Source organism: Pseudomonas sp. BN515, from assembly GCF_029873155.1.
Taxonomy (GTDB): Bacteria; Pseudomonadota; Gammaproteobacteria; order Pseudomonadales; family Pseudomonadaceae; genus Metapseudomonas.
Genome location: NZ_SSOH01000014.1, coordinates 1 through 15,125, shown reverse-complemented (window position 1 = coordinate 15,125; position 15,125 = coordinate 1). Strand labels below are relative to the sequence as shown.

The following is a 15,125-nucleotide window of genomic DNA, read 5'->3' as shown; positions in this document are numbered from 1 at the left end:
GTTCGAGAATGAATTCGCTCCCACAGGTTCAGGCATCTCTCGGGATCAGGCCTGCATCGCTGCTCCGTGCACATCCATCGCGGCCTGGCGCAGGGCTTCGGAGCGGGTTGGGTGGGGGTGGCAGATGAGGGCGATGTCTTCGGCCGAGGCGGAGAATTCCATGGCCACGCAGTACTCGCCGATCATCTCGCTGACGCTCGGGCCGACCATGTGAACGCCCAGCACTTCGTCTGTGCGTTCGTCCGCCAATACCTTCACGAAGCCTTCGGTTTCGTGGTTGATCTTGGCTCGGCTGTTGGCGGTGAAGGGGAATTTGCCGACACGGTAGGGGCGCCCTTCGGCCTTCAGCTGTTCCTCGCTCTTGCCCACGCTGGCCACTTCCGGGCGGGTGTAGATCACGTTGGGGATGACGTTGTAGTTCACCTCGGCCGCCTGGCCAGCGATGCGCTCGATGCAGACGATGGCTTCGTCTTCGGCCTTGTGGGCGAGCATCGGGCCGGAGGTGACGTCGCCGATGACCCAGACATTGGGAGCCAGCGTCTGATGGCGTTCGTTGGCGAGCATGCCGCGGGTGTCGGTGGTCAGGCCGACAGTTTCCAGGCCGAGGCCTTCGGTGTAGGGGCGGCGGCCGATGGCTACCAGCACGTAGTCGGCCTTGAGGGTTTCCGCCAGGCCGCCGGCGGCGGGTTCGATGGACAGTTCCACACCGGCCTTGCCGGACTTGGCGCTGGTGACCTTGGAGCCGAGCTTGAAGGTCATGCCCTGTTTGGTCAGGGCGCGTTGCAGGGTCTTGGCGGTTTCATCGTCCAGGCCGGGGCAGATGCGGCCGAGGTATTCCACTACCGTCACCTGGGCCCCCAGACGGCGCCAGACCGAGCCCAGCTCCAGGCCGATCACGCCGGCGCCGATCACCACCAGATGCTTGGGCACCTCCGGCAGCGACAGGGCGCCGGTGGAGTCGAGGATGCGTTTGTTGTCGATGGTCACCCCAGGCAGCGGCGTGGGTTCAGAGCCGGTGGCGATGACGATGTGGCGGGTTTCCAGGATCTGCTGCTGACCGTCGGCGGCCGTCACCACGACCTTGCCGGCGCCGTCGATGCGGCCCCAGCCCTTGACCCATTCCACCTTGTTCTTGCGGAAGAGGAACTCGATGCCCTTGGTCAGGGCGGTCACGCTCTCGGCCTTCTGCGCCATCATCTGCGCCAGGTCGAGCTTGGGCTTGACCTGGATGCCCAGGGTGGCGAACTCCTTGCCGGACGCCGCCTCATAGAGTTCGGAGGCATGCAGCAGGGCCTTGGAGGGCATGCAGCCGACGTTCAGGCAGGTGCCGCCCAGGGTTTCCCGGCCTTCGACGCAGGCCACCTTCATGCCCAGCTGGCCAGCCTTGATCGCCGCGTTGTAGCCGCCCGGCCCACCGCCGATCACTACCACGTCGTATGCGCTCATGAGTTCACCTCGATGCAAAAGTCGTAAGGGGAATGCAGAAGCCTAGTGGACAACCGCGAGCCTTCCAGCCAGGCAATATCCTGCTTGAATTACGACTGTAATATTATTGCCGTCATATCCGCCGTCAAGGGTCGCGGCGGGGTGTGGAGTTACCAGTCCAGGCGCAGGCGGCTGTCGAAGCGGCGCGATTCGCCGCTGATGGGGTCATCGAATTCGAGGCTGCGGGCCAGCAGCTTCAGGGGGCGGCCATAGTCGTCAGGTCCGCCCTTGTCGGTCAGTTCCGGGTAGAACCCGTCGTTGCAGATGGCCGCGCCGAGGGACGCCAGGTGCACCCGCAACTGGTGCTGCTTGCCGGTGATGGGTTCAAGGTCGTAGCGCCAAAGGTCGCCGTTTTTTTCCAGTACATCCAGACGGGTGCGGGTATTGGGCTCGCCCTCGATTTCCTGCATGCGAAAGAACGGCTCGCCCTTGCCGAGGCGGGTTTCCCGCAGCAGCGGAAACGCCAGATGGGGCAGGGCAGGGGCGATGGCCTCGTAGCGCTTGTGAATCTCGCGGTCGCGAAACAGCGCGTGGTAGATGTTGCGGCTGGCCGGGTTGGCGGAGAACAGCACGAGACCGGCGGTGTGGCGGTCGATGCGATGCAACGGCACCAGGTGCGGATTACCCAGACGCCGGGTGAGGCGCGCCTGCAGGGTTTCCTCGACGTACTCGCCGGCCGGCATCACCGGCAGGAAGTGCGGCTTGTCGGCCACCACCAGGTGCTCATCGACATGCAGCACGGTTTCCTCGAAGGGAATGGCCCTCTCGCCCTTCACCTCGCGGAAGTAGTGCACCCGCATCGCCGCCTGATAGGGATGCGCCGGGCTGAGCGGATTACCCTCGCCGTCGGTCACCTTGCCGGTCTCCATGCGCTCCTGCCAGGTTTCGCGTGCAATGGCAGGGAAGCGGTCGCAGAGGCAGTCGAGCACCGTGCTCCAATTACCCTGGGGCAGGTGGAGGGTGCTGGGGCGTATGCTCGGGGTGCGGGGCATGGAGTGTTTCGGCAGGTTTCAGGAGCGGGGCATTAGGCCGCAGCTGACTGACCGGAGTCAAAGGCAGAGGATAGAATGCACCGGCTGTGCGCTCGCGGGCAGGAGCCCCGCCGCGATGCACAACGCCATTGCAGGCGCACGCCAGGATGTTCGTTTAGTAGAGGACCCCATATGTACTTCAAGCCGATTTCCCTCAGTCTCGCCCTTGCCGGCCTGCTCCTGGCTGGTTGCAGCTCGACCGACAAGCCCGAGACTCCAGCCGCTGCCGCACCTGCCGCCGAGGAAAGCACCAGCGCCGCCACGCCGTCGCTCTCCGGCACCTGCAATAGCGCCGCCGTGGCCGCCCTGGTGGGCAAGAATGCCGATACCGCGCTGGTCGAGCAGGCCAAGCGCCAATCTGGTGCCGAAATGGCCCGTGTGCTGCGCCCCCACCAGCCGATCACCATGGACTACAACTCCCGCCGCCTGAACATCGATGTCGATGAGCTTGGTGTGGTGAAACAGTTCAGCTGCGGCTGAGGCTGGATTGATGAATGAAGAAGGCGCCCTAGGGCGCCTTCTTTGGTTTTGCTGGGTTGTGTTTGGGCAGGCCTGCGGCCTGCTTGGCGAATGAATTCGCCGCTACAGGTCCGTCAGAGCTGCTTGAGCATCTCCTCCAGATGCACGTAGTCCATGTGGTGCGCGGCGGCGACGCTGCCGTTGGTGAGTCGTCCTTTCGCCACGTTCAGGCCGTGGCGCAGGTGCATGTCGTCTTCCAGCGCCTTGCGTGTGCCTTTCTGTGCCAGGGCGATGACAAAGGGCAGGGTGGCGTTGTTCAGCGCCAGGGTGGAGGTACGCGCCACCGCACCGGGCATGTTGGCCACGCAATAGTGCACCACGCCATCCACCACGTAGGTGGGCTCGGCATGGGTGGTGGCATGCGAAGTTTCCGCGCAGCCGCCCTGGTCGATGGCCACATCCACCAGCACCGCGCCTTCCTGCATACGCGCCACCATTTCGGCGGTGACGAGTTTGGGTGCCGCCGCACCAGGAATCAGTACGCCACCGATCACCAGGTCCGCCGCCAGCACCTGCTCACGCACGGTGCCGTGGGTGGAATAGAGGGTGGTGATGCGATTGCCGTAGAGGGAGTCGAGCCGGCGCAGCGCGTCCATGCTCTTGTCGAGCACCGTGACATCGGCGCCCAGGCCAACCGCCATGGCCAGCGCATGGGTACCGACCACGCCGCCGCCCAGCACCACGACCTTGCCCGGCGCCACACCGGGCACGCCGCCCAGCAGCACGCCACGACCGCCCTTGGCTTTTTCCAGGCAACTGGCGCCGGCCTGGATGGACATGCGCCCGGCCACTTCCGACATGGGCGCCAGCAGGGGCAGGCGACCATGACTGTCAGTGACGGTCTCGTAGGCGATGCAGGTGGCGCCGGAGGCGATCAACTCGTCAGTCTGCGGGCGATCCGGGGCCAGGTGGAGGTAGGTGAACAGGGTCTGCTCCGGACGCAGGCGCGCGCGCTCCTGGGTGAGGGGTTCCTTGACCTTGACGATGAGTTCGGCTTGCTCGAAGACCTCCCCGGCGCCGCTGGCAATCCTGGCGCCGGCGGCCTGGTAGTCCTCGTCGGAAAATCCGATGGCGGCACCTGCCCTGGTCTCCACCCAGACTTCATGCCCCTGGCGGGTCAATTCGGCCACAGATTGCGGGGTCAGGCCGACCCGGTATTCGTGGTTCTTGATCTCCTTCGGCACTCCGATACGCATGGCGACCTCCAGGGTTCTTGTTGTCCTTTGAACAAGTGTAGAAACCCGGCCATTGCGCCCCCGCCGAATTGTGGCGGGTTTTCAGGGAATCTCCCTGAAAATTGCGGATAAAGCAGGCTGTCTCGGGAATGTCGTCAGCTTTCCTGGTCCTTTCGCCCACCCTTGGCCATGCCTCCGAGCAAGTCCACTGGCAGGGGGAAGACGATGGTGGTGGTCTTGTCGTTGGCGATGGAGCCGAGCGTCTGCATGTAGCGCAGTTGCATGGCGCCATCCTGGCGGCTGAGCATCTCCGCCGCCTGCATCAGCTTCTCCGAGGCCTGCAGCTCGCCTTCGGCGTGGATCACCTTGGCCCGGCGTTCGCGCTCGGCCTCGGCCTGGCGCGCGATGGCGCGGACCATGGATTCGTTGATGTCGACGTGCTTGATCTCGACGTTGGAGACCTTGATGCCCCAAGCGTCGGTCTGGGAGTCCAGCGCCTGCTGGATATCGACGTTGAGGCGTTCGCGCTCGGCCAGCATCTCGTCCAGCTCATGCTTGCCGAGCACCGCGCGCAGGGTGGTCTGGGCCAGTTGGCTGGTGGCCATGAGGAAGTTCTCCACCTGGATGATGGCGCGTTGCGGGTCCAGCACCCGGAAATAGACCACCGCGTTGACCTTCACCGAGACGTTGTCGCGGGATATCACGTCCTGAGGAGGCACGTCCAGCACCACGGTGCGCAGGTCTACCCGCACGACCTGCTGGATCGCCGGGATGATCAGCACCAGCCCCGGTCCCTTTACCTTCCAGAAGCGCCCGAGCTGGAACACCACGCCGCGCTCGTATTCTCGGAAGATGCGGATGGCCGAAACCGCCAGCACGATCAATAGGAACAGGAGGGTGGCAAAACTCAGCGGAAAGGCCATGTTCAGTCTCCTTTGGGCGGACCTTCATCCGCCTTCACGTCCAGCAACAATCCATTGCGCGCCAGCACGAGTACGCGCTGGCCGCTCCTCAATGGGGCTTCGCTACGTACCTGCCAACGCTCGCCCTGCAATTGCACCCAGCCGCTGCGCGGGTCGCCCGCCATCAGGTCGAGCAGGACGGTCTGGCTGCCCACCAGCCCGGCGTCGCCGCTGACCAGCGCCCGCCCGCGTGCACGCACTGCCATGGCGATGATGGCGAAGATCACCAACCCGCTGGACAGCCCCACGGTGAGGATCAGCGACAGGGGGATACCGAAGCCTGGTACTTCGGTGTCGATCAGGATCACGGCGCCGACCACGAAGGCGGCGATGCCGCCAAAGCCGATGATGCCGAAGCTGGGCATGAAGGCTTCGGCCGCCATGAATAGGATGCCGAGCAGGATCAGGGCGATGCCGGCGAAGTTCACCGGCAACAGTTGCAGCGCATAGAGGGCGAGGATCAGGCAGATGCCACCGATCACGCCGCCGACGCCGCTGCCGGGATTGGAGAATTCGAAGATCAGGCCGTAGACCCCGATCATCATCAGTATCAGCGCGACGCTGGGGTTGGTGATCACTGCAAGAATCTGTGCGCGCCAGTCCGGCTCACGCTGCACCAGTGGTGCGCCGGCGGTGACCAGGGTGACTTTCTGCCCGGCGATTTCAAAGGTCCGCCCATTCACCTTGGCGATCAGGTCGTGGACGTCATTGGCGAGCAGGTCCACTACCTTCAGGCGTTCTGCGTCGGTGGCGGAGAGGCTGACGGATTCGCGCACCGCCTGTTCGGCCCACTCGGCATTGCGTCCGCGCATTTGCGCCAGGCCGCGGATATAGGCAGCCGCATCGTTGACCTGCTTACGGGCCAGAGTTTCCTCATTGCCACTGACGCCGGCCTTGTCGTCCTTCTTCTCGCCCTTGTCACCGGTGGGCTTGTCTCCCTCCGGCTGCCCCGGCATGCCGCCGATCTGCACCGGAGTCGCTGCGCCGAGGTTGGTGCCCGGCGCCATGGCGGCGATATGGCTGGCATAGAGGATGTAAGTGCCGGCGCTGGCTGCCCTGGCGCCGCTGGGGCCGACGAAGCTGGCGATGGGCACTGGGCTGGCGAGGATCGCCTTGATGATGCTGCGCATCGAGGTGTCCAGGCCGCCGGGGGTATCGATCTGGATCACCACCAGTTGCGACTTGTCGGTTTCGGCACGTTCGATGCCACGGGTGAGGTAGTCGGCGGTGGCCGGTCCGATGGGGCCGTCCACGGTCAGCACGGTGACGCTCCCGGCGGCCAGCAACGTGCCGGGCAGGAGCAGGGCCAGGCACAGCAGCCTGCCAAGCAGCCAGCGGATCATGAGGGCCTCCCGCCATGCCGTGTTCACTTACAGCATAGTTGAGGCCATTACTCGGGTATTTGGGGTGAGGTGGGGAGGTGCAACGGGATGTTTGGGGTGACTGGGACCTTGTAGGGGCGAATTCATTCGCCAAGGGCAGCGAAGCTGCCCCAAGGCTACGGAGGCGGGCAGGACTTCGTCCTGCTTGGCGAATGAATTCGCCCCTACAGAACAGCGACAGGTTCGCTACTACAACGCCGCGCGGAACAACGGCTTGCACGCCTTGGCGATCTGCTCGATATGGCGGTGGTCGGTGCCGCAGCAGCCACCCATCACGTTGATGTGCGGCAGGCGCTGGCGCAGCCGTGCGTACTGGGCGCCCAGCTCTTCCGGATCGCCGCTGTCCAGGGCGACCGCCTCGTTCAGCTCCGCGTGGCTCCTGCGCGATGCGTTCGCGCGCAATCCGCGAATGCGCTGCACCCAACGGCTGCCTGGTACCAGCACATCTTCGAAATGGTCGGGGTGGGCGCAGTTGATCATGTAGTAGGCCGGGTAGGCGGCAGTGGCGCTGTCGACCTGCTCGATGGCTTCCTTCAGTGTCTGGCCGGTGGGCAGTCTGCCGTCGGTTTCCACACTGAAGGAGATGACCACGGGCAGACGGGCCTCGCGTGCGGCGAGGGCGATGCCCAGCGCTTCGTCCACGTAGTTCATGGTGAGGGCCGTGACCATGTCGGCGGAGGTCTCGGCAAATACGCCGATCTGCTCGCTGTGGTAACGCTGCGCCTCGAACTCGTCCATGGCCTCGTCGGCGGCATAACCATCGCCCCGTGGGCCGATGCAGCCGCTGATCACCACCGGGGTACGACCGCTTTCCACTTCACCACGCAGCTCCTGAAGCAGGGCGATGGCCTGGCGATTGGCCTCGGCCATGCCCTGGGGGGTGAAGCCGAGGTGGCTCGCCCAGTCGGGATTGGCGCGCCAGGTCGGACTTTCCAGGATCAGCCCGGTGCCGTAATGGCTGGCGAGGGCGCAGTAGGCGCGAAAGTACTTGCGCAGGGCTTCCTGGCCGTCCGGGTAGTTGAGCAGCACGAAGGCCGCGAAATCAGGAAGGGCAATCCCCTCATGGAAAACCAGGGTGGTCTCGATGCCACCGTCGGTGAGGAAAAGCTCGCCCTCCAGTTGTGGCAGGGCGCCGCGATATTGGGCCATGGCCTTACTCCGTGACCTGTGGACGTTCGCTGTCCGGAGCGGGCTTCATGGCGAAGGCGGGACGGGCAGCCGGGCTGGCCTCGGGCAGGATCCGCGGTCGATGGGGTGGCCCGTAGGCGCTGCGCCGGACGGGCTCTGGGCGCCCGGCGGGTATCAGAAAAGGCTAGCACCAGCATGGGGCATGTCCTTGCCGGACTGATGGGTGGGGCAGGTGAGGGCGGGGATTCCTGTTGGCGGGGCGGTAGAGTGCACTATGCGCACCGATTTCAATCGCTTGGTTGGGGCAGCTGCGCTGCCCTTGGCGAATAAATTCGCCCCTACAGGAAGAGCACAGGATCGAGGTGGTGCACGGACAGCCCCCTCTCCCTCTGGGGTGAGGGGGTTACTTGTCAGTTTCACTGCACCGTCGCGTCGCTCGCTCCGTTGCGCTCGTGGCGATAGGCGCTCACCGCCTCGTATACCGCCTTGCGCAGCCGGTTGATGCCGCCGATGGGGCGATGCTCGGGCAGGCCGTGCCAGGGGTTGAAGGAGAGGTTGTCGCAGGCGACGTTCTGCTCGCGGCTGTCGAAGTCCTGGGCCGGGACCTTGATGGTGGCGACGGTCACGAAGGGGGAGACGGATTCGTCCCACTCGACGCTGGTGTCCTCGATCGGCATGTAGTGCTGGGCGTTCTGCTTCTGTACCTGGAAGGCGAAGCAGGCCGGCACGCGGTCGAGGGACAGCTGCTGGTACAGAGCGTTGCGCAGGAAGTTGGGCAGGGCGGTGTTCTGCTCCGGCAACTCATAGGGCGGGCAGCTCTGCGGGTCGGGGATGACCCGGTACTTGATGTTCGCCTCGCCCAGCTTGTACGGCGAAATGGAGCTGTAGGTGGCGCTCACCGGGCTGTCCGGGGCCGGTGCGAGGGTCTTCAGGGCGATGATCAGGTGGCGGATTTCCCAGCTGCGCGGGTCGAGGCTGGGGAAGAAGGCACCGACCTTCTGGCCGTTGGCCTGGGCATTGAAGTTCTGCCGGTACTGGGCCACGTCACGCACGAAGAACACCGGATGGTTGAACATCACGAAGTCCTGTTCGTTGGCGTGTACCGGGCTCTTCATCAGTTTTTCGCCGGGCACGTCGAGCAGCTTGATGGCCAGGCCGCGGGCGTCGCGCGCGCTGTCGAACTGCGGGAAGGCGTTGCCGTTGGACAGGCGCATCACCGCCTGCCAGGTCTTGCCCGGCTCGGTGAATACGCCGGCACGCAGGCTGGCGTCCAGGTCCGGCAGGACGCTGACTTCCGCCTTCACGCAACCGTGGGCCTTGGCGTGGGCGTCGCGCAGCACGCGGGTATTGTCGCGGTGCTGTTCGACGATGCGGACAGCGTCTTCGATGATGGCGCGGGTCTGCACCGCTTCATCGGCGGGGATGACTTCTTCGGTGGGCACCGGACCGGAGAACTTCCAGCCGTAGTAGGCCTCGCCCGCCAGCCAGCCGATCACGCCGACCACCAGCACGAAGAGAAGGAGCTTGCCGAGGAGTCGGCCGAGCCAGAGCCAGAAACGCTTGAGCATGAGTGCTTGTGTCCTTTGTCTGCTTCAGTGTTGGCGAGGGCTCAGCCCTCGCAGGACGGTCCGGGGGTCCAGGGGCGGGGTTCCACCGGGGTGAGCTGGCCTTCCAGCGTAGGGTTGCCGAGCACCTTGAGGTACTCGATCAGCGCCAGGCGTTCATCCGGGGAGAGGGCACGGCCGATCACGCCGTTCTTGCGGCAACCGTCGCGGAACTCGTGGCCACCGTTGCCATTGCCCTTGATGCGGGTGTCCAGCAGGAAGCTGCCGGGGAAGGCGGTGGTCTGGAAACCGACGAATTTCGGGTCGTACTCGAAGCTGCCGACATGGAACTGGCTGACCCGTTCGGTAACCGGGGAAAGCAGCTGGAACAGGGTGGGCACCGAGCCGTTGTGCAGGAAGGGCGGGGTGGCCCAGATACCGTCCAGGGGGCGGGGCTTGTAGCCGCGTTTTTCCTGCACGCCGATGGGCAGGCCGAAGCCGTCCATGCGGGCACGCTCCTCGCCAGAAATACCGGCCTGCTGGTAGGCCTGGTTCTCGACGAAGGCGGTGATGTAGGCCAGGCCCTGGGCGCTGGAAATGCTCTTGAAGTCGATCTTGTCCAGGCTGCCGTCGAACAGCTTCACATCCAGCTTGGCCAGTTGTTCGCGGGTCCAGCCCAGCTTGCTGATGTCGAAGCGGTGATCGGCGATGTTGTCGGCGGTGGTGGAGTCGGTGCCGATTTCTTCGATGGGCACGACGCGCATGTGCCACTCCGGGTCCCGATCGGGCGCCATGCGTTTGTCCGCCGGGACCACGTGGGGGGCGTGGCAGTAGGCGCAGTTCTCAGCGAAGAGGGCGCGGCCCTGACTGGCGCGGGCTACGTCCACCTTGCCGAAGACCTCTTCCGGCCAGCGCGGCGGGGCGAGCTGCTTCAGGGTTTCTTCCAGAGTGTGGAGATCGCGCACGCGCACAGTGGAGGCGTAGCGTTCGGCTTCCGGGACAGCACTGCCGTCGGCCTGGAACAGGTGCAGGGTGGCGCCGACGCCCAGCGCTTCGCCGACGTTGCGGGCCATGGGCTGCATGGCCGAGGCGTTCCACTGCACCCAGTCGAACTTCCAGATGTCCCAGAGGTGCGGGTAGCTCACCGGGGCGTCGGCTACGCGGTAGTTGTCGGGGCTGATGGCGTCGCCGTAGACGCTATTGGCGATGCGGCCGAACGCGTCGGTGCGGCCGAAGCCTTCCTGGGTGGGGTAGAGCCCGCGATGGGTATCGTTCCAGGCGGTGCCGAGCAGGCGGTCGAGGACGTTCTTGAAGTCGCGGCGCAGCTCGTCCTTGCCCTCTGGATAGCGTTCGCCCAGCACTTGTTCGGCAAAGCGGCTGAACTTCAGCGGGTTGTAGTAGGTGAAGGCCATGCTCATGCCCAGCGCCTGGCCGAAGCCGCCGCCGCGCAGGGTGGGCACGGTGGAGGCCAGGGAGTGCAGTGCGGCGCCGCCGTCGATGCGCACGGCCTGGCCCTTGTAGCGCAGCTCGCCGGTGTGGCAGGCGGCGCAGCTGATGTCGAGGTAGTGGACGCCGGTCTTCTCGTCCTCGTGACGCGCCATGCCCACCGGCAGGTTGCCGGGGTTCTGCGGTGTGGCGGTCTGTTTCGGGTCTACCAGGAAACCGAAGCGCGCCAGGTATTCCGGGCGGGCGAACTTGTCGCGGGAGAAGGGCAGTTCCAGCGCGGTGAACCACTCGTAGCGCAGGCCCTTAACCGTGGTGCCTTGTGGCGTGTAGTAGTAGGTCTGGCGCTCCTGGTCGCTCCACTGGTCCAGGTAGTGCAGCTGGTCTGGCGCCTGGTAGGTCGGGAGGTTGGGGTTGGCGACGTAATAGAGGACGACCGCAAGGCCCGCGAGCAGGAGGAAAAGCACCAGCCAAAGGACACGGCGAAGCACGCGCATCAGATACTTCCTTGTAGCTTGCTGAAAAATTCCTACCTTATGCCAATCGCTATGGGTGTTGGCAAGGTGCTACTACGTAATTGTGCTAAGTCCCTCGCGGATAGAGCACCACCGCCGCGCGTTGTTTCCCCAGGCCGAAACGGCTGATGCGCTCGAACTCGCGATGAGTGACTGGAATGTGCTGACAGTCCTGCGCACGCCTGTGCAGGCTGCGTTCGGCATTGGGATCGTGCAGGTAGATGAAGTTGTGGTCGCAATCGGTCACCAGCACCCAGTGCGGCGCCCGACTGCGACTGCGGCGATGGCCGTCCACCAGCACCAGCGGTTGGCCACCGGCATCCAGCACGGGACGCAGGTCCAGTTCGTCACCGAGGTGCTGTTCGACGTCGGTATTTTCCAGGGCGGAACAGAAGTCTTCGTGCGCCTGGCGGATCACCTCGCGCTTGCCGGCATTGCGCACCTCATCGAGAAACAACGGGCCCTTGTCGCTCAGGTGCAGCCTCACCCGATAGCCGCGCCGCCAGGCTGCCAGCGCCAGTCCATGCGGGCTGCAGCCGCCGTGGCCGCCGGGCATGTGCACACTGCTGGCTTCGCGCCAGAGGCGCAGCTCGTCCTGGTGATTGCCGGGCACGGCACCGTCCAGGGCGCCCATGGCCATCAGCAGGCACGCCGGGCCGCAGGTGAATTCGGTGGTCTGGTGGTAATAGGGCACCGGGCGCTGCAACGCCTGCGGATGCCGGACCACGCGTTTTTCCATGCGCAGGGCTTCGCGGTGGTCGGGGAAGAAGTCGCTCAGCAGCTCCAGCTGGTCGTAGCTATTGCGCTCGAACAGTGCCACGGCGTCGCGATCGTCGGGGCAGACCTCCAGCCGCAGGTAGGCGCAATCATGTTCGCGGGCGCTGGTTTCGGCCATGTCCAGCAGGCGCTGGCCGATTCCGTTGCCACGGGCGCGCGGGTCGGTGGCGACGGAGTGGAGGCGGGCGAGGGTGCTGCCCTGGCGGAACAGCACCAGTGCATAGCCGAGTAATGATTGGCCATCGCCCTCGGCCACCATCAGACAGGCATTGGCTTCCAGCATCATCCAGCGAAACTGTTGCCGGCCGAGGCGGGTGGCCTCGAAACAGCGCGTCTCAAGCTCTACCAGCGCCGACAGATCGTCGAGGGTGGCCGCACGTAGAAGCAGGTTCATGGCAGGCCCCGCAAGGCAGGGGAGGAATCGCACGAGTATTGGCCCGGATTGGAACGCTGTCGAGACGATTGCCGGAGGTGGTGGCGGGCAAAGTTCGAAGGGAAATTGCGCTTATAGAGAAACATTCCATAGCGCGCCAAAGTTCTTGCTAGCGTTACAAATAGTGCGTCCAAACTATTGTTTTTATTGGCAATACAAATTTTTGGCGTCAAGGAAGGTTCATTTTGGAAGCCATCTCCTCTGCACCGCGACGCCTCCTGCTGGTCGACCCTTGCGACCACTGCCGGCGAATCCTACCCCACCTGGAAGAGGCTGGTTGGACGGTGTCCAGCCAGAACCTGGACGAGGCCCTGGCGGCCAGTTACGACATCGGGCTGTTGCGATTGCGTGGCGACCACCTGGAACGCGCGGAGGGGATCAAACACCTGATCAGCCGCAGTGGCACCGAATGGATCGCCCTGATCGATCCGCTGACCGAGGCGGGGGCGGGCGTGGATGAGTTCATCGGCGAGTGGTTCTTCGACGCCGTGCCGCTACCGGTAGACCTGCCGCGCCTGCAGGGCCTGTTGGGGCGCGCTTTCGGCATTGCGCGCCTGCGAGGCATCGGCAATCGCCGGGGCGACCAGAATGAATTGCTGGGCCAGAGCCGGCCGTTGCGGGACTTGCGCAAGCAATTGGCGCGCCTGGGGCCATGCGAGAAGCCCGTGCTGATCCTGGGGGAGAGCGGCAGCGGCAAGGAGCTGGTGGCGCGAACGCTACACAGGATGTCGCGACGGGTGGCGGGACCATTCGTCAGTTTCAACTGCGGTGTGTTGCCTGAAGCGGAAACCGCCAACCTGCTGTTCGGCCACCAGGGCAAGCTGGCGTCGGCCAATGGCGGCACCCTGTTTCTCGACGCCATCCATGAGCTGCCACCTGGCCAGCAGGAACGGCTGTTGTCCTGTTTGCGCTCCAAAACCCTGCGCCATGCCGATGGCGAGGTGCTGAGCCTGAATGTGCGGGTGCTGGCGTCGACCCGCGAGGAACTGGGCGATCTGGTAGAGCAGGGGACGTTCCATCCTGGCCTGTGCCAGTGGCTGGAACAGAACCGCCTGCAGATCACCCCGTTGCGCAAACGCCAGGGCGATATCGCGCTGCTGGCGGGGTACTTCGTCGATCTCTACAGCCTGGAGGCGGGGCGCCGACCCAGCCATTTCAGCGAGGAGGCGCTGGCGGCCATGGTCCGTCACCGCTGGCCCGGCAATGTGCGCGAGCTGGCCAGCCGGGTAAGGCGGGGTTATGCCCTGGCGGAGAATGGCCCCATCGAGGCGGATGACCTGGGACTGCAGAGCGCCCCGGTGGATGGCACCCTGCTGGGCACGCTGGAGGACTACAAGCGGCGGGCTGAATATCAGGCGTTATGCGACGCCCTTGCTCATTACAGCAGCAACCTCAGCCATGCGGCCAAGGTGCTGGGGGTGTCGCGGCCGACTTTCTATCGTCTGCTGCACAAGCATCAATTGCTGTAGGAGCGATTGTCGTCGCCCCTACAGCAACTGTGTTGCTTACATGCCGTTGGCGAAGGCCGGGATGCTCATGTCGATGGCTTCGCGGACCGGCTTCAGGGCTTCGGCGTAACGCGCCAGGATATCCAGGTCGTAGTCCATGCGGGTGCGGATGCGCTGGTCGTCTTCGCTCACCGGCTCGACTTCGTTCAGCACTTTCTCGACGCCGCGAATGATCAGGTGCTCCGGCAGGTAGCAGAGGCGGCAGTTCTTGTAGCTCGAAGCGCGCAGCTCACTGATGGGATAGCCGCCGCCGATGCCGGAGGACACGCCCACCAGCAGGCCCGGCTTGTGTGCCAGCTCTGCCTTGCTGGCGTAGATGAAGAAGTTCTTGATGGCCGGGCAGGCCATGCCGTTCCACTCGGGGGCGATCACCACCACCGCATCGGCGTCGCGCAATTGCTGCTGGTATCCGCTCCAGGGGCCGGTGTCTTCTGCCGGCCACAGGGGCAGCGGGCCCTGGCCGAGGTCGATGATGCTGCAGGAGCTGGGGCTGGCCTTGTCGAGTTCGATCAGGCGCTGGCGGATGAAACGGGCAACCTTGCCCGACTGACTGTTGGCGCGGCTGGAGCCGGCGATCAGGACGATGTTCAGCATCTAGGGGTTCCTTGTTCAGACCGTGGGGCAGGCTAGCCGGCAGTTTGCGAGCCGGCAAGTGAATGCATGCCAGGGTGAGACACGGATGGCGCCAGGGAGGTGTTTGAGGGTGGGTTGAGTGCCCGTTGTGAGTACCTCAGGGCAGGACTGCGTCCTGCTTTGCGATTGAAATCGCCCCTACAGGATTGTGCCGGAGCTGAACGCCGGCACGGACAGCCCCCTCTCCCGCTTGCGGGAGAGGGTTGGGGTGAGGGTGGTTGGGTTGTGCTGGGGGTCTCTAGGGCGAACCTGCGGTCTGCTTGGCGATTGAAATCGCCCCTACAGAGGGGCGAAGTGCCTGCCGGTTGGCGCGGAGCGGCCGGCGCGCGTCACCCCTCGCCCTCTGGGAGAGGGGCTGGGGGTGAGGGTCGTTCGGCTGGTTTCGGATTTCCCAAGGCAGACCTGCGGTCTGCTTGGCGAATGAATTCGCCCCTACAGAAAAGCAGAGCGCCCTCTGCGGGCACGGAGCGGCCGGCGCGCGTCACCCCTCTCCTCTTCAGGGGTGAAGAGGCACGCTTTCGGAGGCACCGCTTCCGGTGCCGATGAACGCCTGAGCGCGAAGCGATCAGGCAGGGGCGCAGAGCGGGGGC

The 15,125-nt window shown here is 64.9% G+C and carries 12 protein-coding genes; 2 read left to right on the top strand and 10 right to left on the bottom strand.

Annotated elements, in window-relative coordinates:
* Window positions 1–45 precede the first annotated feature (45 nt).
* A complete protein-coding gene (lpdA, locus tag E8E91_RS02715) occupies window positions 46–1,446 on the bottom strand; it encodes a dihydrolipoyl dehydrogenase (RefSeq protein WP_280374489.1) in 1,401 nt (466 codons plus the stop codon).
* 149 nt (window positions 1,447–1,595) lie between these two features.
* Window positions 1,596–2,477, bottom strand: a complete 882-nt coding sequence (locus E8E91_RS02710) for a pseudouridine synthase (RefSeq protein WP_280374488.1) — start codon at window positions 2,475–2,477, stop codon at window positions 1,596–1,598.
* Window positions 2,478–2,648: 171 nt separating this feature from the next.
* Here E8E91_RS02710 and E8E91_RS02705 point away from each other — a divergent pair, with 171 nt between their 5' ends.
* Window positions 2,649–2,996: an I78 family peptidase inhibitor gene (locus E8E91_RS02705; protein ID WP_280374487.1), complete on the top strand. Its 348-nt coding sequence runs from the start codon at window positions 2,649–2,651 to the stop codon at window positions 2,994–2,996.
* A 113-nt stretch (window positions 2,997–3,109) separates the two neighbouring features.
* Here E8E91_RS02705 and ald read toward each other — a convergent pair whose 3' ends face one another.
* The 7 genes from ald to E8E91_RS02670 all read right to left on the bottom strand — a co-directional run bounded on the left by ald (window position 3,110) and on the right by E8E91_RS02670 (window position 12,355).
* On the bottom strand, window positions 3,110–4,231 hold the full coding sequence (ald, locus tag E8E91_RS02700) for an alanine dehydrogenase (protein ID WP_280374486.1): 1,122 nt from the start codon (window positions 4,229–4,231) through the stop codon (window positions 3,110–3,112).
* Window positions 4,232–4,365: 134 nt separating this feature from the next.
* Window positions 4,366–5,133, bottom strand: a complete 768-nt coding sequence (locus E8E91_RS02695; protein ID WP_280369617.1) for a slipin family protein — start codon at window positions 5,131–5,133, stop codon at window positions 4,366–4,368.
* Between the two features lie 2 nt (window positions 5,134–5,135).
* Complete coding sequence (locus E8E91_RS02690; RefSeq protein ID WP_280374485.1) at window positions 5,136–6,515, bottom strand: nodulation protein NfeD; 1,380 nt, start codon at window positions 6,513–6,515, stop codon at window positions 5,136–5,138.
* Between the two features lie 228 nt (window positions 6,516–6,743).
* Window positions 6,744–7,703 (bottom strand): homocysteine S-methyltransferase family protein, encoded by a 960-nt coding sequence (locus tag E8E91_RS02685; RefSeq protein ID WP_280374484.1) that lies wholly within the window; start codon window positions 7,701–7,703, stop codon window positions 6,744–6,746.
* A 395-nt stretch (window positions 7,704–8,098) separates the two neighbouring features.
* Complete coding sequence (locus E8E91_RS02680; RefSeq protein ID WP_280374483.1) at window positions 8,099–9,250, bottom strand: catalase family protein; 1,152 nt, start codon at window positions 9,248–9,250, stop codon at window positions 8,099–8,101.
* 41 nt (window positions 9,251–9,291) lie between these two features.
* Window positions 9,292–11,166, bottom strand: a complete 1,875-nt coding sequence (locus E8E91_RS02675; RefSeq protein WP_280374482.1) for a di-heme-cytochrome C peroxidase — start codon at window positions 11,164–11,166, stop codon at window positions 9,292–9,294.
* A gap of 85 nt (window positions 11,167–11,251) precedes the next feature.
* Complete coding sequence (locus tag E8E91_RS02670; RefSeq protein WP_280374481.1) at window positions 11,252–12,355, bottom strand: GNAT family N-acetyltransferase/peptidase C39 family protein; 1,104 nt, start codon at window positions 12,353–12,355, stop codon at window positions 11,252–11,254.
* 233 nt (window positions 12,356–12,588) lie between these two features.
* Here E8E91_RS02670 and E8E91_RS02665 point away from each other — a divergent pair, with 233 nt between their 5' ends.
* A complete protein-coding gene (locus E8E91_RS02665; RefSeq protein WP_280374645.1) occupies window positions 12,589–13,863 on the top strand; it encodes a sigma-54 dependent transcriptional regulator in 1,275 nt (424 codons plus the stop codon).
* Window positions 13,864–13,899: 36 nt separating this feature from the next.
* Here E8E91_RS02665 and E8E91_RS02660 read toward each other — a convergent pair whose 3' ends face one another.
* The gene (locus E8E91_RS02660; protein WP_280374480.1) at window positions 13,900–14,496 is read right to left on the bottom strand and encodes an NAD(P)H-dependent oxidoreductase; all 597 of its coding nucleotides are present in this window, start codon (window positions 14,494–14,496) and stop codon (window positions 13,900–13,902) included.
* Window positions 14,497–15,125: the final 629 nt, after the last annotated feature.